The sequence below is a fragment of the Ideonella alba genome (genome assembly GCF_018069875.1).
GTDB lineage: Bacteria > Pseudomonadota > Gammaproteobacteria > Burkholderiales > Burkholderiaceae_C > Ideonella > Ideonella alba.
This window is the reverse complement of sequence record NZ_JAGQDF010000002.1, coordinates 14,474-35,937: the sequence shown is the minus strand read 5'-3', so window position 1 is coordinate 35,937 and position 21,464 is coordinate 14,474. Positions and strand designations below refer to the sequence as shown.

18 protein-coding genes are annotated in these 21,464 nt (G+C 69.5%); 12 read left to right on the top strand and 6 right to left on the bottom strand.

What is annotated here, in order from left to right; genetic code table 11:
• Positions 1-8 precede the first annotated feature (8 nt).
• The 12 genes from KAK07_RS03120 (at position 9) to KAK07_RS03065 (ending at position 14,251) form a co-directional block, all read left to right on the top strand.
• Positions 9-803, top strand: coding sequence for a gamma-glutamyl-gamma-aminobutyrate hydrolase family protein (locus KAK07_RS03120; protein WP_210853996.1), 795 nt, complete (start codon positions 9-11; stop codon positions 801-803).
• A gap of 90 nt (positions 804-893) precedes the next feature.
• Positions 894-2,261, top strand: a complete 1,368-nt coding sequence (locus tag KAK07_RS03115) for a glutamine synthetase family protein (RefSeq protein WP_210853997.1) — start codon at positions 894-896, stop codon at positions 2,259-2,261.
• A gap of 28 nt (positions 2,262-2,289) precedes the next feature.
• A complete protein-coding gene (locus KAK07_RS03110; protein ID WP_210859067.1) occupies positions 2,290-3,702 on the top strand; it encodes an aspartate aminotransferase family protein in 1,413 nt (470 codons plus the stop codon).
• Between the two features lie 174 nt (positions 3,703-3,876).
• Positions 3,877-4,992 (top strand): polyamine ABC transporter substrate-binding protein, encoded by a 1,116-nt coding sequence (locus tag KAK07_RS03105; RefSeq protein WP_210853999.1) that lies wholly within the window; start codon positions 3,877-3,879, stop codon positions 4,990-4,992.
• A gap of 20 nt (positions 4,993-5,012) precedes the next feature.
• Complete coding sequence (locus tag KAK07_RS03100; protein WP_210854000.1) at positions 5,013-6,125, top strand: ABC transporter ATP-binding protein; 1,113 nt, start codon at positions 5,013-5,015, stop codon at positions 6,123-6,125.
• Between the two features lie 10 nt (positions 6,126-6,135).
• Positions 6,136-7,065: an ABC transporter permease gene (locus tag KAK07_RS03095; RefSeq protein ID WP_210854001.1), complete on the top strand. Its 930-nt coding sequence runs from the start codon at positions 6,136-6,138 to the stop codon at positions 7,063-7,065.
• Between the two features lies 1 nt (position 7,066).
• Positions 7,067-7,909 (top strand): ABC transporter permease, encoded by an 843-nt coding sequence (locus KAK07_RS03090; RefSeq protein ID WP_210854002.1) that lies wholly within the window; start codon positions 7,067-7,069, stop codon positions 7,907-7,909.
• Positions 7,910-7,949: 40 nt separating this feature from the next.
• Positions 7,950-9,281, top strand: coding sequence for a DUF3138 family protein (locus tag KAK07_RS03085; protein WP_210854003.1), 1,332 nt, complete (start codon positions 7,950-7,952; stop codon positions 9,279-9,281).
• 70 nt (positions 9,282-9,351) lie between these two features.
• Positions 9,352-10,839, top strand: a complete 1,488-nt coding sequence (locus KAK07_RS03080; RefSeq protein ID WP_210854004.1) for an aldehyde dehydrogenase — start codon at positions 9,352-9,354, stop codon at positions 10,837-10,839.
• Entirely contained in the window at positions 10,832-12,178 is a 1,347-nt protein-coding gene (gene glnT / locus KAK07_RS03075; protein WP_247661080.1) for a type III glutamate--ammonia ligase, read from the top strand. Before KAK07_RS03080 ends, glnT begins: the two co-directional genes overlap by 8 nt.
• Positions 12,179-12,224: 46 nt before the next feature.
• A complete protein-coding gene (locus KAK07_RS03070) occupies positions 12,225-13,361 on the top strand; it encodes an ABC transporter substrate-binding protein (protein WP_210854005.1) in 1,137 nt (378 codons plus the stop codon).
• Entirely contained in the window at positions 13,358-14,251 is an 894-nt protein-coding gene (locus tag KAK07_RS03065; protein ID WP_210854006.1) for a DMT family transporter, read from the top strand. Before KAK07_RS03070 ends, KAK07_RS03065 begins: the two co-directional genes overlap by 4 nt.
• On the opposite strand, the gene KAK07_RS03060 is transcribed toward KAK07_RS03065, so the two are convergent.
• From KAK07_RS03060 to KAK07_RS03035, 6 genes are all read right to left on the bottom strand, one after another.
• Positions 14,252-15,685 carry a DUF1501 domain-containing protein gene (locus KAK07_RS03060; RefSeq protein WP_210859066.1) on the bottom strand — a complete coding sequence of 478 codons (1,434 nt, stop codon included), beginning with the start codon at positions 15,683-15,685 and terminating at the stop codon, positions 14,252-14,254.
• 13 nt (positions 15,686-15,698) lie between these two features.
• Positions 15,699-17,474 carry a DUF1800 family protein gene (locus KAK07_RS03055; RefSeq protein WP_210854008.1) on the bottom strand — a complete coding sequence of 592 codons (1,776 nt, stop codon included), beginning with the start codon at positions 17,472-17,474 and terminating at the stop codon, positions 15,699-15,701.
• 80 nt (positions 17,475-17,554) lie between these two features.
• Entirely contained in the window at positions 17,555-18,532 is a 978-nt protein-coding gene (gene dusA, locus KAK07_RS03050) for a tRNA dihydrouridine(20/20a) synthase DusA (RefSeq protein ID WP_210854009.1), read from the bottom strand.
• Positions 18,532-19,476 carry a ribosome biogenesis GTPase YlqF gene (gene ylqF / locus KAK07_RS03045; RefSeq protein WP_210854010.1) on the bottom strand — a complete coding sequence of 315 codons (945 nt, stop codon included), beginning with the start codon at positions 19,474-19,476 and terminating at the stop codon, positions 18,532-18,534. The genes dusA and ylqF overlap by 1 nt, the downstream gene beginning before the upstream one ends.
• A complete protein-coding gene (locus tag KAK07_RS03040; protein ID WP_210854011.1) occupies positions 19,473-20,324 on the bottom strand; it encodes an alpha/beta fold hydrolase in 852 nt (283 codons plus the stop codon). The genes ylqF and KAK07_RS03040 overlap by 4 nt, the downstream gene beginning before the upstream one ends.
• A gap of 8 nt (positions 20,325-20,332) precedes the next feature.
• The gene (locus tag KAK07_RS03035) at positions 20,333-21,451 is read right to left on the bottom strand and encodes an enoyl-CoA hydratase/isomerase family protein (protein ID WP_210854012.1); all 1,119 of its coding nucleotides are present in this window, start codon (positions 21,449-21,451) and stop codon (positions 20,333-20,335) included.
• Positions 21,452-21,464: the final 13 nt, after the last annotated feature.

The following is a 21,464-nucleotide window of genomic DNA, read 5'->3' as shown; positions in this document are numbered from 1 at the left end:
TGAACGACATGACCCTGCCCCCTGACAACCCTGCCGCCAAGCCGGTCGTGCTGGTGCCGGCCTGCAACCGCATGCTGGGCGAGCACCCGTTCCACATCGCCGGCAAGAAGTACATCGACGCGGTCCGCCTGGCCGGCGCCCTGCCGCTGGTGGTGCCGGCCGCCGAGGCCGCCGAGATCGACGCCCTGCTGGACATGGCCGATGGCGTGCTGCTGACCGGCTCGCCCAGCAACGTGCACCCCAGCCACTTCGGCGAGGAGGTCCATGACCCTTCGCTGCCGCTGGATCCGCTGCGCGACGGCTGGACCCTGCCGCTGATCCGCCGCGCACTGGCGCGTGGCATTCCGCTGTTCGGCATCTGCCGCGGTACCCAGGAAACCAATGTGGCCCTGGGTGGCTCGCTGCACCAGGCGGTGCATGAGGTGGACGGCCACGACGACCACCGCCCCCGCGAGGGCGCGCCCGCGGCCGAGGCCTATGGCGCCGCCCACCCGGTGACGGTGCAGCCGGGCGGCCACCTGGCTGGCCTGTTCGGCGCCGGCACGCAGTTCAGCGTCAACTCGGTCCATGGCCAGGCGGTCAATCGCCTGGCCGATGGGCTGCGCGTCGAAGCGCGTGCGCCCGACGGCCTGGTGGAAGCCTTCTCGGTGGCCAGCGCGCCGGGCTTCAGCCTGTGCGTGCAATGGCACCCCGAGTGGCTGGCCGCCGACAACCCGCAGTCGATCGCGATGCTGGGCGCCTTCGGCCAAGCCTGCCGAGCCTACCGCGACCGCCACCGGGCCCCTCAGCCAGCCCGCAACTGACGCTCTGAACACGCCGGGGCCCGCGCGGCCCGGCGCTCCCCCCAGCGGGGAGCACACCCAACCCGCGCGCGAAACCATCCAGGTGCCGACATGGCCAGCAAAGAACTCTTCAATTTCCACGAGCTTGAACATTGGCTCAATGAACACCGCGTCACCGAGATCGAGTGCCTTGTGCCCGACCTCACCGGCGTGGCCCGCGGCAAGATCCTGCCGCGCGAGAAATTCACCGAGGACCGCGGCATGCGGCTGCCCGAGGCCGTCGTGGCCATGGGCGTGACCGGCGAATTCCCCGAGGAAGGCCCCTACTACGACGTCATCAGCCCGATGGACCACGACATGCACCTGCGGCCCGATCCGGCCTCGGTGCGGCTGGTGCCCTGGGCCGTGGACCCCACCGCCCAGGTGATCCACGACTGCTACGACCGCGACGGCCAGCTGGTGCCCTTCGCGCCCCGCTCCGTGCTGCGCCGCGTCTGCGACCTGTTCGCCGCCGAGGGCTGGGACCCGGTGGTGGCGCCCGAGCTCGAGTTCTACCTCGTCGCCCGCAACACCGACCCCGACATGCCGCTGAAGCCGCCGATTGGCCGCAGCGGTCGCTCCGAGACCTCCCGCCAGGCCTACTCGATCGACGCGGTCAACGAGTTCGATCCGCTGTTCGAGGACGTCTACGACTACTGCGACAAGATGGAGCTCAACGTCGACACCCTGATCCACGAGATCGGTGCCGGCCAGATGGAGATCAACTTCTTCCACGCCCACCCGCTGGGCCTGGCCGACGAGGTCTTCTTCTTCAAGCGCACGGTGCGCGAAGCCGCGCTGCGCCACGACATGTTCGCCACCTTCATGGCCAAGCCGATCGCCGGTGAGCCGGGCAGCGCCATGCACATCCACCAGTCGGTGGTCAACAAGGCGACCGGCCGCAACATCTTCAGCAAGGAAGACGGCAGCCCCAGCGACGAGTTCTACTGGTACATCGGCGGCCTGCAGAAGTACATCCCGGCGGCCATGGCGCTGTTCGCGCCCTATGTGAACAGCTACCGCCGCCTCGCCCGCTTCACCGCCGCGCCGATCAACATCCAGTGGGGCACCGACAACCGCACCGTGGGCATCCGCAGCCCGCTGGCCTCGCCCCAGGCCCGGCGCATCGAGAACCGCGTGATCGGCGCCGACGCCAACCCCTACGTCGCGCTGGCCGCCACCCTGGCCTGCGGCTACCTGGGCATCAAGAACAAGGTCGCCCCCACGCCCGAGTGCAAGGGCGACGCCTACCTGGGCGAGTACCAGCTGCCGCGCAGCCTGGGCGAAGCGCTGAACCTGCTGCGCAACGAGAAGGACCTGGCCAGCGTGCTGGGCGAGTCCTTCGTCACCGTCTACACCGAGGTCAAGGAGATCGAGCACGCCGAGTTCATGAAGGTGATCTCGCCGTGGGAGCGCGAGCACCTCCTTCTGCACGTCTGACCTGCCGACCTGATTCGAGAGCAACACCATGCAAGACAACATCGTCATCCAGGCGCCCGCCGTGGCGACCAAGCGCAGCACCCGCGAGTGGCAGCAGGCCGACTCCAAGCACTTCCTGCACCCCTTCACCGACTTCGGCAGCCTGAGCAAGAAGGGCTCTCGGATCATCACCAAGGCCGAGGGCATCTACATCTGGGACAGCGAGGGCCACAAGATCCTCGACGCGATGAGCGGCCTGTGGTGCGTCAACGTCGGCTACGGCCAGCAGGCCCTGATCGACGCCGCCACGCGCCAGATGAAGGAGCTGCCCTTCTACAACGCCTTCTTCCAGACCGCCACGCCGCCGTCGATCGAACTGGCCGAGTTGCTGGCGCAGGTCTCGCCGCCCGGCTTCGAGCATGTGTTCTTCACCGGCTCGGGCTCCGAGGGCAACGACACCATCGTGCGCATGGTCCGCCGTTACTGGGACATCCTGGGCCAGCCCGAGCGCCACGTGATCATCAGCCGCAAGAACGGCTACCACGGCTCCACGATGGCCGGTGCCTCGCTGGGCGGCATGAGCTACATGCACGCCCAGGGCGGCCTGCCGATTCCCGGCATCGTCCACATCGACCAGCCCTACTGGTACGAGAACGGCCGCGACATGAGCCGCGCCGACTTCGGCAAGGTGGCCGCCAGCTGGCTGGAGGCCAAGATCCTGGAGGTCGGCCCCGAGAAAGTGGCCGCCTTCATCGGCGAGCCGGTGCAGGGCGCCGGCGGCGTGATCGTGCCGCCCGAGACCTACTGGCCCGAGATCCAGCGCATCTGCGACCAGTACGGCATCCTGCTGGTCTCCGACGAGGTGATCTGCGGTTTCGGCCGCACCGGCAACTGGTTCGGCAGCCAGACCATGGGCTCAAAGCCCGACCTGATGACCTTCGCCAAGGGCGTGACCTCGGGCTACATCCCGCTGGGCGGCGTGATGGTGGGCGACCGCGTGGCCAAGGTGCTGATCGAACAGGGCGGCGACTTCAACCACGGCTTCACCTACTCGGGTCATCCGGTGGCGGCGGCGGTGGCGGTGGCCAACATCAAGCTGATCCAGCAACTGGGCCTGGTCGAGCATGTGCGCGACAACGTGGGCCCGTATCTTGCTGAGCAGTTCGAGTCGCTGCGGGATCACCCGCTGGTGGGCGATGTCGATCACTGCGGGATGATGGCGGGATTGCTGCTGGTCAAGGACAAGGCGAAGGGCACGCTCTTCCCGTCGGAGCTGGAAGTGGGCATGGTCTGCCGCGGCCACTGCTTCGGTAACGGCCTGATCATGCGTGCCGTCGGCGACCGCATGATCATTGCACCGCCGCTGGTCATGTCGCGCGCGCAGATCGACGAGCTGATGGCCCTGGTGCGCAAGTGCCTGGACCTGACGCTGGCCGACGCCACCCGCCAGGGCTGGCTGTGAGCGTGGTCGGGTGCCGCCCCCGTGGTGGACGCCCGACAGCCCTCGCAACCCCCGTTGCAGCCTTGGTCAACCGCCACCTAGACTCGTCCGCTGAATGGGCGCGATCCGCCAGCCTCCGCTGAGGACCGCCACTGTCACTCCCCTACCCCAAGCCACCCCGGAGGTCTCACCACCATGAAGTTCAGATCCGTCCGCTCGGTCCTCGCCCTGGCCAGCGCCAGCCTGCTGCTCGCAGCCGGTCAGGCCTTCGCACAGGAAGAGGAGAAGGTCCTCAACATCTACAACTGGTCCGACTACATCGCCGAAGACACGATCAAGAACTTCGAGAAGGAAACCGGCATCAAGGTCCGGTACGACAACTTCGACAACAATGAGATCGTCCACGCCAAGCTGGTGGCGGGCAAGACCGGCTACGACATCGTCGTGCCCTCGTCCAACTGGGCCAAGCTGCAGATCGACGGCGGCCTGCTGCGCAAGCTCGACAAGAGCCAGATCCCCAACTGGAAGAACCTGGACCCGGCGGTGCTCAAGCAGCTGCAGGCCATGGACCCGACCAATGACTACCTGGTCGACTGGCTCTGGGGCTTCACCACCGTGGGCATCAACGTCGACAAGGTCAAGGCGGCGCTGGGCAGCACGCCCATGCCCGAGAACGCCTGGGACCTGGTCTTCAAGCCCGAGTACATCTCGAAGATGAAGTCCTGCGGCGTATCCTTCCTGGACTCGGCCTCCGAGATCGTGCCGGCCGCGCTGCACTACCTGGGCAAGCCCTCGTTCAGCAAGAACCCGTCCGACTACGCCGCGGCGGCGCAGCTGCTGAAGTCGGTGCGCCCCAGCGTCACCCTGTTCAGCTCCTCGGGCTACATCAACGACATGGCCAACGGCTCGATCTGCCTGGCGCTGGGCTGGTCGGGTGACATCAACATCGCCCGTCAGCGCGCGATCGATGGCAAGACCGGCCAGAACATCCAGGCCCTGATCCCGAAGACCGGCGGTCTGCTGTTCTTCGACGTGATGGTCATCCCCGCCGATGCGGCGCACCCGGGCAATGCCCACAAGTGGATCAACTACGTGCTGCGCCCCGAGGTGCATGCGCAGCTGACCAACAAGGTGTTCTACGCCAACCCGAACAAGGAATCGAAGAAGTTCGTGAAGCCTGAAGTGGCGTCGAACCCGACCGTGTTCCTGTCGGACGAGGACATGAAGAAGATGGTGCCGCCGGACTCGTTGAACAACGACCTGCGCCGGCTGATGACGCGCACCTTCACCTCGTTCAAGACCGGCCTCTGAGGCCTCGCGACCGGAACACCATGAGTCCCTCTCCCGCCAGCAACAGCGCCGACGCCCACTTCCTCCAGATCCAGGATGTGGTCAAGGACTTCAGCGGCTACAAGGCCGTCAACCATGTCAGCCTCGACATCGCCAAGGGCGAGATCTTCGCCCTGCTCGGCTCGTCGGGCTGCGGGAAGACCACGCTGCTGCGCATGCTGGCGGGTTTCGAGACCCCCACCTCCGGTCGCATCATCCTCAACGGCCAGGACCTGGCCGGGCTGCCGCCGTATGAGCGGCCGCTGAACATGATGTTCCAGTCCTACGCGCTGTTCCCGCACCTGACGGTGTGGGACAACATCGCCTTCGGGCTGCGGCGCGACGGCCTGCCCAAGGACGAGGTGGCCGCGCGGGTGGATGCCATGCTCAAGCTGGTGCAGCTGGGCAAGTTCGCCAAGCGCAAGCCGCACCAGCTCTCGGGCGGTCAGCAGCAGCGCGTGGCGCTGGCGCGCAGCCTGGCCAAGCAGCCGCAGCTGCTGCTGCTGGACGAGCCCCTGGGGGCGCTGGACAAGAAGCTGCGCGAGCAGACCCAGATCGAGCTGGTCAACATCATCGAGCAGGTCGGCGTGACCTGCGTGATGGTGACCCATGACCAGGAAGAGGCGATGACCATGGCCTCGCGCGTGGCGGTGATGAGTGAAGGCCGCTTCCTGCAGGTGGGCTCGCCCTCCGAGGTCTACGAGACCCCGCAGACCCGATTCGTGGCCGACTTCATCGGCAACGTCAACCTCATGGAAGGCACGCTGGACGAGGACTACGCCGACCACGTGGTCATCGGCTGCGACGACTGCAAGCACTTCGTCGGCCACGGCATCACCGGCACCCAGGGCATGCCGGTCACGGTGGCGCTGCGGCCCGAGAAGATCCACCTGTCCCGCCACAAGCCGGCCGATGACTACAACACCGTGCGGGGCACGATCGAGGAGATGTCCTACTTCGGCAGCTTCACCGTCTACCGCGTCAAGCTGGCCAGTGGCGCCATGCTCAAGGTCAGCCAGGCCAACACCGTGCGCCAGCGCGACGACGAGCTGACCTGGGGCGACAGCGTCTGGGCGCACTGGTCGCGCTCGGCCCACGTGGTGCTGACCCAATGAGGACGCAGCCATGAAAGCCCTGGTCCGGCGCCTGCAGCGCCTGTTCACCGGCCGCACCGGCGTCATCGCCCTGCCCTACGGCTGGCTGCTGCTGTTCTTCCTGTTCCCCTTCCTGATCCTGGCCAAGATCAGCGTCTCCGAGATGGAGACGGTGACCTTCAAGGACGTGCTGACCTGGAAGGAAGGGGTGCTCGCGCTGACGCTGAAGTTCACCAACTACCAGTTCATCGCCAGCGACGACCTCTACTTCCTGACCTACATCGCCAGCCTGAAGTACGCGGCGGTGACCACCCTGCTGTGCCTGCTGATCGGCTACCCGTTCGCCTACTTCATGGCGCGCGCCAAGCCCACGATCCAGCCCACCCTGCTGATGCTGGTGATGCTGCCCTTCTGGACCAGCTTCCTGCTGCGGGTGTACTCCTGGAAGGCCCTGCTGTCTGAACACGGCTGGGTGTCCGACCTGCTGATCGTCACCGGCGTGGACCAGTTGCTGGTGGCCGGCGGCCTGATCAGCGCGCCAGGCAAGTTCATGAACACGCCGTTCTCGCTGGTGCTGGGCATGACCTACACCTACCTGCCCTTCATGATCCTGCCGCTGTACTCCAACCTGGCCAAGATGGACCTGCGCCTGCTGGAAGCCGCGGCCGACCTGGGCGCCACGCCCTGGCAGGGCTTCTGGCGCATCACGGTGCCACTGTCCAAGGCCGGCATCATCGCCGGCTCGATGCTGGTCTTCATTCCCTGCGTCGGCGAGTTCGTGATCCCCGAGCTGCTGGGCGGCCCTGAAACACTGATGATCGGCCGCGTGGTCTGGGACGAGTTCTTCTCGAACAACGACTGGCCGATGGCTTCCAGCGTGGCCGTGGTGATGATCCTGCTGATCATCGTGCCACTGGCCATCTTCAACAAGTACCAGGCCGAAGCGCAGGAGAACCGCTGACATGCGCTTGACCCCCAACTTCAACCGCCGCTTCGGCAAGGGCTGGCTGGCCGGTGGCTACCTGTTCCTGTACCTGCCGATCATCGCCCTGATCCTGTACTCCTTCAACGACTCGCCGGTGGCCAACGTCTGGCGCGGCTTCACGCTGAAGTGGTATGCGGCCCTGCTGGACGACCAGGAGATGCTCACCGGCCTGTGGCTGTCGGTGAAGATCGCCTTCTTCACCGCCTGCGGCTCGGTCGTGCTGGGCACCTTCGCGGCCTTCGCGCTGGTCAAGTACAAGCGCTTCTTCGGCCGCACCGTGTTCTCGGGCATGGTCAATGCGCCGCTGGTGATGCCCGAGGTGGTGGTGGGCCTGTCGCTGCTGCTGATGATGGTGTCGGTGCAGCGCGCGCTGGGCTTCCCGGAGCGCGGCGCGCTGACCATCTGGATGGGCCACCTGCTGCTGGGCATGGCCTACGCCACGGTGGTGGTGCAGGCCCGGCTGCAGGAGCTCAACCCGCAGCTCGAGGAAGCCGCGATGGACCTGGGTGCGCGTCCGCGCCAGGTCTTCTTCCTGGTCACGCTGCCGATGATCGCCCAGTCGCTGATGTCGGCCTGGCTGCTTACTTTCACCCTGTCGCTCGACGACGTCGTGCTGTCGGCCTTCCTGTCCGGCCCCGGCTCCACGACGATGCCGCTCGTCATCTTCTCCCGGGCCCGTCTGGGCCTGAACCCCAGCGTCAACGCGATCGCCACGCTGATCGTGCTGGTCGTTGCCATCGGCACCGTGCTCGCGAGCTACGCGATCGCCAATGCCGAGCGCAAGCGCCAGCGCGAGATGGCCGAAGCGGCCCGCCACTGAACACCACCACAGAGACAACCCCAGCCAGAAGGAACCCTCCATGAGCTTGTTGCTGCGTCCGACCCTCCTCGCCCTGGCCGTGTCCGCCGCATTCCCGGTGGCCGCGCAGTCCAATGAAGAGCTGCTCAAGGAGCTGCGCGCCCTGAAGGAGCGCGTGGCCCACCTCGAGAAGAAGCTTGACGGCGCCGCCGCCACCAAGCCCCAGTGGGGCATGACGCCTGAGCAGGCCGCCGAGTTCAACCGCATCGCGGTCAAGACCGAGGCCATCCAGGACAACTTCACCGACCAGGGCTACAAGGGCCTGAAGATCTCGGGCTACATCGAGCCCACCTTCGTCTACAACCAGCGCCAGAACCGCGCCGGCGTGCAGTTCCTGAACCAGCAGGGCGACGGCTACAACTACGACACCTCCTACATGGGTGCCGCGGTGCTGGACCTGACCAAGGAAACCGACAGCGGCGTGATCTGGAAGCTCACGCTGGCGCCCAACCGCGGCACCGGCGCGGTCGTCGATGGCCAATCGATCGTCCAGGAAGCCACGGTGTCGATCCCGCTGGGCGACCTGCAGACCCGCCTGCTGGTGGGCCAGATCGCCGACTGGTCGGGCTACGAGTACCAGCAGCCCACGCTGAACCCGCTGACCTCGCACAACCTGCTGTATGACTTCACGCTGCCCACCAACTACACCGGTGTCGGCATGGACATCAAGGACGGCAAGTGGTGGATCCGCTGGGCCTTGGGCAACGTCAACAAGACCATCAAGGACAGCGGCGACAAGCGGCCGGTGATCGCCGCGCGCGTCGACTACGCCAAGGGCGAGTTCGCCGGCTGGGGCGCCGCCGCACTGGTGGGCCGGGCCACCAACTTCAACACCGGCTTGCCGTCGATGGCCCAGCTGCTCGAAGTCGATGGCTACTTCACCCGCGGCGACATCACGCTGCAGGGCCAGGCCAGCTTCGGCCGCCAGAAGGGCGCCGCCACCAACGGGGGTGACAGCCAGTGGTGGGGCCTGTCCGGCCTGGCCGGCTACCTGTTCGACCCGCGCCTGCAGGGCCTGATCCGCGCCGACTACATCCGCAACACCAAGAACGGTGGCGGCCTGTTCGGCTACACCGGCTTCGTGGACGCCAACGACAACCCGACCACCTTCGACGGCCGCAACGGCATCGGCGCCAACCCCGCCGATCCCAACCGTGGCGCCAACCGCTGGGCGGTCACCACCGGTCTGAAGTACCTGTTCGACACCAGCACCACGCTGAAGCTGGAGTACCGCCTCGACGGTGCTGACCGCGCGGTGTTCGAAGACGTCAAGACCGGCGCCCTCAAGAAGACCAACAACATGCTGGCGGCATCGGTGGTGGTCGCTTTCTGACCCTGCCCCTGCCGGCCGCGCGGGCTGACCGGTTCGCGCGGCCGTTTCGTTTCCAGAACCGAGACTTCCCATGAGCACGATCGACTGGGCGGCGCGCGCCGCCGACCTCCGGCCCGATGGCCGCGCGCTGATCGACGGCAAGCGCGTCGACGCCGCCGACGGCCAGACCTTCGCCAAGCATTCCCCGATCGACAACCGGCTGCTCGGTGCGGTGGCACGCGGCCAGGCCGCCGACATCGACGCCGCGGTGCTGGCCGCCCGCGCCGCGTTCGACGACCGCCGCTGGGCCGGCAAGGCGCCGGCCGTGCGCAAGAAGATCCTGCAGCGCTTTGCCGACAAGATCCTGGCGGCCAAGGAAGAGCTGGCGCTGCTCGAAACCCTGGACATGGGCAAGCCCATCCAGTATTCGCTGTCGGTCGACGTGCCTTCCACCGCCCGCTGCATCGCCTGGTACGCCGAGGCGGTGGACAAGATCTACGACGAGATCGCCCCCACGCCCGACAGCGCGCTGGCCCTGATCACCCGCGAAGCCATGGGCGTGATCGGCGCGATCGTGCCCTGGAACTACCCGATGATCATGGCCGCCTGGAAGCTGGGCCCGGCGCTGGCGGCCGGCAACTCGGTGGTGCTCAAGCCCAGCGAGAAGAGCCCCTACACCGCGCTGCGCCTGGCCGAACTGGCGATCGAGGCCGGCATTCCGCCGGGCGTCTTCAACGTCGTGCCTGGCTTCGGTCACGAGGCCGGCGAAGCGCTGGCGCTGCACATGGAGGTCGACGCGATCGGCTTCACCGGCTCCACCCGCGTGGGCCGGCGCATGCTGGACTACGCCGGCCGCTCCAACCTCAAGCGGGTCTACAACGAGCTGGGCGGCAAGTCGGCCTTCGTGGTCTTCGACGACTTCAAGGACCTGGCCCGCGCCGCCCGCACCGTGGCCGGCAGCATGTTCTTCAACCAGGGCGAAAGCTGCAACGCACCGTCGCGCGTGCTGGTGCAGGCCTCGGTGGCGGACGAGTTCGTCCGGCTGGTCGCCGCCGAGGCGCCCAAGTACGCCCCGGGCGACCCGCTGAACCCGGCCACCGAGCTGGGCGCGCTGGTCGACGAGACCCAGCTCAAGACCGTGCTGGGCTACATCGATGCCGGCCACGCCGAAGGGGGCCGCTGCGTCACCGGCGGGCGCCAGGCCCGCGCCGAGACCGGCGGCTACTACGTCGAGCCCACCGTGTTCGACGGCATCCGCAACGACATGAAGATCGCCCGCGAGGAGATCTTCGGCCCGGTGATGAGCGTGATCCGCTTCCAGGACGAGGCCGAGGCCCTGGCGCTGGCCAACGGCTCGGCCTACGGCCTGCAGGCCAGCGTCTGGAGCGACAACATCAACCGCGCCCACCGCGTGGCGCGCGGCCTGCGGGCCGGCACGGTGCATGTCAACCAGTACGACGAGGACGACATCACCGTGCCCTTCGGCGGCTACAAGCAGAGCGGCAACGGCCGCGACAAGTCGCTGCACGCCTTCGACAAGTACACCGAGCTGAAGACCACCTGGATCCGCATTGACTGACGCCCGAACCGACGTGGCCACCCTGCGCGAGCAGCTTGCCGCGCAGGGCGTGCACACCCTGCTCGCCCAGTTCACCGACCTGCACGGGGTGGCCAAGGGCAAATACGTGCCGCTGCACCAGCTGGGCGAGCTGCTCGCCACCGGCGCCGGCTTCGCCGGCCCGTCGATCTGGGGCACCGACCTGCCGCGCACCGGCGCGCGCGCCGAGTACTACGCGCGCGGCGACCAGCGCCGCATCACCCCCATGCCCTGGCAGCCGGGCTATGCGCGGGTGGTCTGCGACGGCTTCGTTGCCGGTCAGCCCTTCGACGCCTGCCCGCGCCACGTCCTGCGCCGGGCCACCGCCCGCCTGGCCGAGCGCGGCTGGACGCTGAAGACCGGCATCGAGCCCGAGTTCTTCCTGCTGCGCCGAGAAGGCGGCCGCTTCGTGCCGGTGGACGACCACGACCGGCTGGACAAGCCCAGCTACGACCTGAAGTCGCTGCCGCGCCAGGCCGGCTTCCTGCACGCGCTGCGCGGCGTGCTGGAGGCCTGGGGCCTGACCGTGCTGCAGATCGACCACGAGGATGCCCATGGCCAGTACGAGCTGAACTTCGCCTTCGATGAGGCGCTGGCCAGTGCCGACCACCTGATGGGCTTCAAGCTGGCCGCCCATGCGCTGGCCGAGGCGCACGGCATGGTTTTCTCGATGATGCCCAAGCCCTTCGCCAACCAGCCGGGCAGCGGCCTGCACTTCCATGTGTCGCTGTGGGATGCGGCCGGCGAGTGCCTGTTCAAGCCCCATGAGGCCGGTGAGGACCTGTCGGTGCTGGGTCGCCACTTCGCCGCCGGCGTGCTGGCGCACGCGCCGGCGCTGTGTGCGCTGGCCGCCCCCACGGTCAACAGCTACAAGCGACTGGTGGTGGGCGAAAGCCTGTCGGGCACCAGCTGGGCGCCGGCCTACATCGCCCATGGGCCCAACAACCGCTCGGCGCTGGTGCGCACCCTGCCCGGCCGCTTCGAGTGGCGCGTGCCCGATGCCAGCGCCAACCCCTATCTGGCCACGGCCGCGCTGATCGCCGCCGGCCTGGACGGCATCGACCGCCAACCGGCGCTGCCCCCGGTCTGTACCGACGACCTGTTCCAGCTCGATCTGCCGGCGCTGCGGGCACGTGGCATTGGCCTGCTGCCGCAGTCGCTGGGTGAGGCCGTGGACGCCCTCGAGGCCGACCCGGTGGTCTGCCAGGCCCTGGGCGAGACGCTGTCACGGGCCTTCATCCGGCTCAAGCGGGCCGAGTGGATCAGCTACGCCCGCCATGTCAGCGACTGGGAACTGCAGCGCTATGCCGCTGCCTTCTAGCGGCACTCAGGACAGGGCTGCATCCAGGCAGCCAACGCGGGGCGCGTTGCGCCGCCGCGACCTGCTGCTGGGCGCCGCGGCCTGGTCGGTAGGTGCCGCGGCCCAGGCGGCGCCGGAAGTGATCCGCCTGGGGCAGTCGGTGCCGATCAGCGGGCCGGCGCAGCACCTGGGCATCGAGGTCCAGCGCGGCCTGCAGCTGGCGGTGGATGCCGCCAACGCCACTGGGGTGCTGCCGGGCCGACGCCTCGAGCTGGTGTCGCTGGACGACCAGTACGAACCCGCGCTGGCGCTGGAGAACACCCGCACGCTGATCCAGCAGGACCAGGTGCTGGCGCTGGTGGGCTATGTGGGCACCGAGTCCACCCAGCGCAGCCTGCCGGTGGCGGTTCAGGCGGGCGTGCCGATGATCGCGCCGCTGACCGGCGCCGAATCCCTTCGCAAACAGCCCTCGCGCTGGCTGTACCACCTGCGCCCCGGCCTCAGCGCCGAACTGGGACTGATCGTGCGAACGCTGGCCACGATGGGCTGGCAGCACCTGGCCGTGGTCCAGCAGGCGGATGCCGACGGTGACGCGGGCCTGGACGCCCTGCGCGCGGTGCTCAGCCAGGCGGGCCTGCCGGCACCGCTGACGATCGCCCGCATCGAGCGCAACTCCACGGGCCAGGTGGCCTTGGAGCAGCGCGACGTGCTGCAGGTGAGCCAGCAGATCCTGGCCGCCCGACCGCAGGCCGTGCTCTTCCTGTGCGCCTATGCACCCACCGCGGCCATCCTGAAGCGGCTGCGGCTGGGCGGCTTTGCCGGCGGCGCCTATGCCACCAGCCTGGCCAGCTCCAGCGCGCTGGGGCCGCTGCTGGGGCCCCAGGTGGCCGGGCTCAACATCACCCAGGTCGTGCCCTCGCCGGGGGACGTGTCGCGCCCCGTGGTGGCGGCCTACCGCCAGCGCCTGGGCAGCACCGCGCCCGAGCATGTGTCGCTGGAGGCCTGGATCGTCGGCCAGCTGGTGATCGAAGCCCTGCGCCGCACGCCGCCGCGCGGCAGCCGCCAGGCCTTCATGACCGCGCTGGAATCACTGGGCGGCTGGGACCCGGGCGGCTTCGTGCTGCAGTGGGATCCGCTGAAGCGCCAGGCCTCGTCGCAGGTGGCGCTGACGGTGCTGGACGCACAGGGGCGCCCGCAGCGATGAGCACACGCCGGGTGCCCTGGCTGGCCTACGCCAGCCTGGCGGCCAGCATGGCGCTGGTGGGCAGCTATGTCGGCCTGTCACGCCTGCTGGTGGCGGTGCTGCCGGTCTTCCTGCTGGCCTGGCTGCGCTTTGGCATCGCCGCGCTGGCGATGCTGACCTGGCTGCGCCGCGCGCCGGGCGAGCCGCCGCTGGGCCGCCACGAGCGCTGGCTGCTGTTCTGGGAAAGCTTCCTGGGCAACTTCCTGTTCTCGATCTGCATGCTGTTCGGTGTGGCCGCCACCTCGGCGGTGGCGGCGGGTGTGGTGATGGCCGCCATCCCGGCGCTGGTGGCACTGCTGTCCTGGCTGTTCCTGGGCGAGCAGATCGGGCGCCGCGTGGGCCTGGGCATTGGCTGCGCCGTGGCTGGCGTGGCGTGGCTGGCCCTGGCCGGCGCCTCATCGACCGCCGCCGAGGCGCCCTGGTGGGGCTACGCGCTGCTGCTGGCGGCGGCGGTCTGCGAGGCCTGCTACGTGGTGATCGGCAAGCGGCTGACGGCGGGGGTGTCGCCACGCCGCATCAGCGCCTTGATCAACCTCTGGGGCCTGGTGCTGGTGACGCCGCTGGGCCTGTGGCAGGCCCTGTCCTTCGACTTCGCCGCGGTGGCCCTGCCGACCTGGACCCTGCTGGTGTTCTACGCCTTGGCGGCCAGCGTGGTCACGGTCTGGCTGTGGATGCGCGGGCTGCGCGAGGTGCCGGCACCGCGCGCCGGTGTGTTCTCGGTGCTGCTGCCGCTCAGCGCCACCGCGGTGGGCGTGCTCTTCCTGGGCGAATCGCTGGGTCTGGCCCAGGTGGGCGCGCTGGCGCTGGCGCTGGCCGGTCTGCTGCTGGCCACCTGGCCGGCCCGCGCCTGATCAGACGAAGCCCAGGCTGCGTCGGCTCCCGAAGTTCACCAGGTTGGGCAGCACGCCGCCCAGGTCGGCGTCGGCCACGCCGAACCAGCCCAGCAAGGTGGCGGCGTACTGGTCGACCGAGCTGCTCGGGATCCAGCGGCCCTGCAGCTCCCAGGCGTCCAGCCCCACGTCGTCCGGGCCGCCCAGTTGCAGCGTCGGGTAGGTGCCGTAGGTCTGCCCGCCACGCACCGCACCGCCCAGCACCAGCTGGTGGTTGCCCCAGGCATGGTCGGTGCCCCGCGTCTCGTTGGGCGCGAAGGTGCGGCCGAAGTCGCTCTGGGTGAAGGTGGTCACCTGCGTCGCCAGGCCCAGCGCCACCAGGGCGTTCTGGAAGCAGGACAAGGCCAGCGCCAGATCGCCCAGCAGCGCCGCATGCGTGCCCTCGGTGGCGCTGCCGCCGACCTGGTTCAGGTGGTTGTCGAAGCCCCCCATCTGGGCAAAGAACATCTGCCGGTTGCCCTGCACCACCGCGTTCGCGGCGATGAGCTTGGCGGCCTGGTAGAGCTGCGGCCCCAGCTGTCCCTGCACCGCGCCGCCGTTGATCAGCGGCGCGAACGCGGTGTCGATCTGCGGGATCGCGTCGGCATCGCCCGGGCGGATGCCCACGAGGCCGGCCAGGCGGCCCGACACATCGAAGGCGCTGCGCTGCTGGGTGGCGAAGGCGCTGCCCAGTTCCAGCGCCTGGGGCGCCGCATACAGCGCATCGATCGCCGCCTTGCGCAGCCGGTTGGGCTCCCACGTCTGGTCCTCGGGCCGCAGGCCGTAGGCGCCGAAACCGGCCCCCGGACCCGGCAGCACCAGCGGCATGCGCAGGTCCTCGACACCGAAGTGGCCGTTGCCCCCCAGCGAGATCACCGGGTTGACCGTGGCCAGCAGCTGCGAGGCCCGGCCGCCCCAGCCGGTGCGGGTTTGAGAATCGGTGGTGCCGGTCTCCCACTGGATCTGCTGGTCGGAGTGCGAGAACAGGCTCTCCGGCACGGTCTCCGAGCCCTCGGGCGCGTCGCGGTACTGTTGCTTGGTCAGCGGCTCGTGCAGCGGCCCCAGGTTGAACACCGGCGCCAGCCGGCCGCTGTTCCAGTGCGCCGCCAGCGGTGCCATGGCCGGGTGCAGCCCATAGTCGCTGCCCGACAGCGCCACCAGGCTGCTGCGGGGCAATGCCAGCGGGCCGCGCACGGCGGCGTAGGCGTCGTGCCGGGCGGTGTCGGTAGGCACGACCATGTTCATGCCGTCATTGCCGCCGTACAGCACGATGCAGACCAGGGCCTTGTAATCGGCCGCCCAGGCCGAGCGCGGCGCCAGCAGCAGGTTGGCCAGGCTGCCGGTGCCCAGGGCCGCGGCCAGGGCGCTGCCGGCGCCCAGGAAGCGGCGACGGCTGGTGTGATGGGTGTGCGTCATCGTGCGGCCCTCCTCAGCGCTGCACCTGGTAGTCGGGCGAAGCCAGCAGCAGGTAGGCCGCGGTGGCCACCCGGCGTTCCCGCCAACGGTCCTTGTCAACGTCGCTGGTCCAGAAGGACACGGCGTCGATCACCTTCTTGCGCGGCTCCTTCGCCAGCGTGCGCCCCAGCAGCAGCCCGCTGATGCGGTCCACCAGGGTGGCGGCGCCGCCGGCCATGGGCGTGAAGGCACTCAGGTCGACCGCGGTGCCCAGCGCATCCGGGATGCCCGGATTGGGCGCCGAGCCGCCCCAGTCGAACAGCCATGTCAGCACGTTCAGCCGCTCCAGCGCGCCATTGGTGTTGTGGATGCCGAACTCGGGGCCGACCCGGCCGGTGCCCGGCACCGGATAGTCCGGTGGGTAGAAGCCGAACACCGACGGCGACATGAACATCTGCTGGTGCAGCGTGTCGCCCCACCACCAGTTGAAGGGCTCGCCATCGGTGTGGCCGTTGAAGGCCCGCAGTGCACCGGTGAACAGCAGGGCCGGTGCGCGCAGGTGACCGGCGCGCGGTGCATCCGGGGCCTCGTTGCGCGCCAGCGGATCGAGCAGCACGGCAGCCACCGTGGCCGACAGGTCGCCCTTGTGGGAGGTGCCGAAGACATGCTCGCCGCTGCCGTCGGTGTAGGTGAAGCGACCGGTCTCGAACGCCGCCGCGACGCGGCCCACATAGGCGGGCTCGGGGTCGCTCGACACCAGGTGCTGGATCAGGCGGCGCGCCACGAACGGGGCCAGGTTGGGGTGGCGCATCAGGCTGTCGAGCACCAGCTCCAGTGCCGCCGGCGCCGGCGTCTGCGCGGCGATGCTGACCTTGGACAGCAGGCTGCGCGAGCGGCGGTCGCGCAGGCGGGGCGCCTCGACCATCTCGCCACCGTAGTACACGCAGTTGGCCCCCTGCGGCCAGCAGCCCCAGGGGCTGGCGCCACCGGCCGGGTAGGTCCAGCCGGTCAGGGCATAGGCGTAGTTGCGCACCATGGTGTTGTCGTACACCGGCTTGCAGCGGCCACCCTTGAGCGTGCCGTCGGCCTCGAGCTTGCAGGTGCCCAGCGAGAACAGCTGCAGCAGCTCGCGCGCGAAGTTCTCGTTCGGCGCGAAGCGGTCGTTGTTGACGTGGTCCAGGTAGTCGCCCATCACCGGCGACAGGATCACCTGCCGCAGCAGCTTGCGGTAGTTGTCGAAGGCCAGCGACAGCAGGTTGTTCTGGTAGATCCGCAGCCCATAGGTCCCCGACACCTCGTGGCCGCTGACCACCAGGAAATGCGACAGCGCCATCGCCACCCGCTGGCGCAGCTGGTCGGGCTGACCCACGGCGTTGCGGTAGAAATCCCAGACCAGCGGCTCGGTGGAATAGAAGTCGCGCCAGCAGTTCGGGTTGTCCTTCTGCGCACCGGCGTCGCAGAAGGGCACCGTGCTGGCGCGCGTGTGGATGCGGTCATTGCCGCCGCGCTGGTAGCGCGAGACGTCCAGCGCCATCTGCTGCTCGATCCAGGGGGCCGCGCCAGCGGCCTGGATCTCGGCCACCAGGGCCTCGCTGGGGCCGAAACTGGCCTGGTGGGCCAGACGCACCGCATCGGCGGCGCTGGTGCTGCTGGTGCCCTGCGGACTCACCGATTGCCGGGTGGCCTTGTCGGCCGCCGCGGCCGCTGTGGCCGCCTCGTCCTGGGGCTGGCTGCCGCCGCAACCGGCGAGGGCCAGTACGCTGGCCAGACCCATCCAGGGCAGCCATCTCGCTGTCATGCGGGTGTTCATGCGCTCCTCCCAACGAGCCAATGCAGGCGGCATGGTGCCTTCTGCGCCCGGGTCGCACTGTAACGGTGGGTAGCCAGGTGTCAGCGCGCGGGCGCCATGTCACGCAGTTGTTGCCACACCGCCTGGGCGGGCTGGCTCTTGAGGCGGTGGTCGCTCCAGACCTGGCGCCAGCGGCGGGCCCCGGGCAGGCCGTTGCGCAAGCCCAGCATGTGGCGGGCGATGTGCGACCAGGGCACGCCGCTGCGGGCCATGTAGGCCACCAGGGCGGCCTCGACCTGGTCGCGGTCCTGGGCCGGGTTGTCCGGCGCGCCCAGGAAGCGCTGGTCCCAGTCGGCCATCAGCCAGGGCTGGTGGTAGGCCTCGCGGCCGACCATCACGCCATCGACCTGAGCCAGGTGCGCGGCGATCTGCTCGTGGGTCTGCACGCCCCCATTGAGCACCACCGTCAGGTGGGGGAAGTCGCGCTTGAGCCGGTAGACGAACTCGTAGCGCAGCGGCGGCACCTCGCGGTTTTCCTTGGGCGACAGGCCCTGCAGCCAGGCGTTGCGGGCGTGGACGATGAACACCTCGCAGCCCGCCTCGGCCAGGGTGCCGACGAAGTCACGCACGAAGTCGTAGGACTCGGTGCGGTCGACACCGATGCGGTGCTTGACCGTGACCGGGATGCGCTGCACCGCGTCACGCATCGCCTTCACGCCGTCGGCCACCAGCCGCGGCTCGTTCATCAGGCAGGCGCCAAAGGCACCGCGCTGCACCCGTTCGCTGGGGCAGCCGCAGTTGAGGTTGACCTCGTCGTAGCCCCAGCGCTCGGCCAGCCGGGCGCAGGCGGCCAGGTCCTCGGGCTCACTGCCGCCCAGTTGCAGCGCGAGCGGGTGCTCTTCGGGGTTGAAGTCCAGGTGACGCGCCTGGTCGCCATGCAGCAGGGCCCCGGTGGTGACCATCTCGGTGTACAGCCGGGTGCGCCGGGTGATCAGGCGGTGGAAGTAGCGGCAGTGCCGGTCGGTCCAGTCCAGCATTGGCGCGACCGACAGGCGCCACGGCGACAGCGACGCATCCATCACTTGCGGGCCTTGCGGCGCTGGCGCGCGCGTTCCTCGCGGATGGCCGCGCGCTCCTCGCGGCGGCGGGCGTCCTCGGCCTCGCCCTCGGCGATCCAGGTGGCGATCTGCGCCGGGGTCTCCAGTGTCAGCCGGCCCAGCGCGCCGCTGCGGAAGTCGTTGAGCACCACCTCGGCGGCCTTCTGCAGGTCGACCACGCCGCCACTGCGCACGGCACCGCGGAAGCGGCCAATGCGCTCCAGCAGGTCCTCGGCGGGCACGCCGTCGACCTCGGCCTGGCGCCAGCGCGCCGCGATCAGGGCGGCATAGCCCGCCTCGACCAGCGATTCCAGCAGTTCCAGCGCCACCTCCTGCTCGTCGTAGGCATTGCGGCCCACGGCGCCGCTGGCGGCCAGGTGGAAGCCACAGCGCGGCGCGATGATCTTGGGCCAGAGCATGCCCGGCGTGTCGAACAGGTAGGCGTCCTCGGCGAGCGTGATGCGCTGCTCGTTCTTGGTGATGCCGGCCTCGTCGCCGGTCTTGGCGGCCTTTCGGCCGGCCAGGGTGTTGACCAGCGTGGACTTGCCCACGTTGGGCACCCCGCAGATCAGGATGCGCAGCGGCCGGTCCATGCCGCCGCGTTGCGGCGCCAGTTCCCGGCAGGCGGCCACCAGGCGCTGGGCCGGCGCGCGCTCGCTGGCGTCCAGGCCGATGGCGCGGGTCTGCGGCTGGGCGTTGTAATGCGCCAGCCAGTCGGCGGTGCGGCTGGCATCGGCCAGATCCTGCTTGTTCAGCACCTTCAGGCCAGGTCGGCGCGCCGTCAGTTCGGCCAGCAGCGGGTTGGCACTGGAGCCCGGCAGGCGCGCGTCCAGCAGCTCGATGACCACATCGATGCCGGCCTTCATGCGCTCGGCAATCGCCTTGCGCGTGGCATGCATGTGGCCGGGGAACCACTGGACGCTCATCGGGCGGCTCCTGCGCGCGCCGCATTGGCGGCGATGCCTGCCGCCCAGCGCGGCATCAGCGGCAGCGGGAAGTCATGGCCCATGCCGGGGATGATGTCCAGCGTCGCCCCCGGCAGGTGCCGGGCCAGGTGCTCCGCGGCCGCCACCGGCACCAGCGGATCGGCATCGCCATGGATGATGTGGACCGGGGCGATGATGCGCGCCAGCAGGCTGGTGCGGTCGCCGTCGGCCATCACCGCGGCCATCTGGCGTGCCGTGCCCTGCGGCCGCCAGGCACGCTGCACCTGGCGCTGCCAATGGGCCAGGAAGGCCATCGGCTCGGGCGCGTAGGCGGGGCTGCCCAGCACGCCGAAGCTGCGCACCATGTGCTGCGCCAGCTGGTCGATTGCCGGCCCGTCGGGCCGTGCGGCCAGCGCCGCCAGGGCCTGCGGTGTCGGGGCCGGCAGGCCGCGCGCGCCGGCGGTGGTCATCACCAGCGTGAGGCTGGCCACGCGCTCGGGGTGCGCGGCGGCCAGCCGCTGGGCGATCATGCCGCCCATCGACGCGCCCACCACATGAGTGCAGCGCACGCCCATGGCGTCGAGCACGCCCAGCGCATCGCGCACCATGTCGCTCAATGTGTAGGCCAGGCCGCCGCTCATCGCCGCGCTGTCGAAGCCCTGCGACAGACCGGCATCCCGGTTGTCAAAGCGCAGCACGCGCCAGCCACGGCCGACCAGCTCATCGACCAGGGCCTGCGGCCAGTCGGTGAGCTGCATGCCCAGGCCCTGGATCAGCAGCACCACCGGTGCCGACATCGGCCCCTGGTCATCCACCTCAATGGCCACGCCGTGCGCGCTGATCTGCATGGCCGTCCTCAGTCCAGCGCCCGCAGCGGATGCACGTGCGCGGGCCAGGGGCTGTCGAAGAACGGCGCCACCATCTCGGGGGTGACGTCGGCGATGTGCGGCGGGTTCCAGCGCGGTGCGTGGTCCTTGTCCACCGCCAGCGCGCGGATGCCCTCGACGGTTTCGCTGGCGGTGCCGGGGCGCAGCCAGAAGCAGTGGCGCACCAGGTCGCGCTCCAGGCGCAGATCCTCGGCCAGCGTCATCTGGCGCGCGCGGCGCACCTGTTCCAGCGTGACGGCCATCATCAGCGGCGAGCGCTTGGCCAGGGCCTGGCGTGTGCTGTGGGCGAAGGCGCCGCCGGCGGCCTGCAGCGCGGCGTCGATGCCGGCCAGAGAGTCGCGGCTGAAGCAGGCGTCGATCTCGGCGCGGTGGGCGTCCAGCGGGGCGGCGCCCACCGGCGTGCCGAAGTGGCGCACCGCGGCCAGCACGCCATCGGCGGTGGCGTCCTTCAGCGAGGCCAGCGCATCGATCAGCTCGGCCTGTCGCGCCGACTCGACGCGGAGGTCGGCCAGGCCGGCGGCGATTGCATCCTCGGCGCCCAGCACCTGGCCGGTCAGCGCCAGGTATTCGCCCAGGTGCCCAGGGCAGCGGGCCAGGAACCAGCCCCCGCCGACGTCGGGGAACAGACCGATGTGGGTCTCGGGCATGGCCAGCTTGCTGTGCTCGGTGACCACGCGCAGCGCCGCGCCCTGGCTGATGCCCATGCCGCCACCCATGCAGATGCCGTCCATCAGCGCGATGTACGGCTTGGGGTAGCGGTGGATCAGGTGGTTGAGGGCGTACTCCTCGGTGAAGAAGTCCTCCAGCCGCGGGTCACCTGCCAGCGCAGCCTGGTGGAAGAAGCGGATGTCGCCCCCGGCGCAAAAGGCCGGCGGCTTGCCCTCGCGGCCGGCGCCGCGCACCACCACGCCGGCCACGGCGGGGTCGGTGCGCCAGTCCAGCAGCACCTGGGTCAGGTCGCGCACCATGGCCAGCGACAGCGCATTCAGCGCACCGGCGCGGTTCAGCGTGATCAGGCCGATCGCGCCGCGGCGCTCGGCCAGCACATGGCCGTCGCTCGAGACGGCGTGGGAAGGTTGCGTGCTCATGGGCAGGATTTTC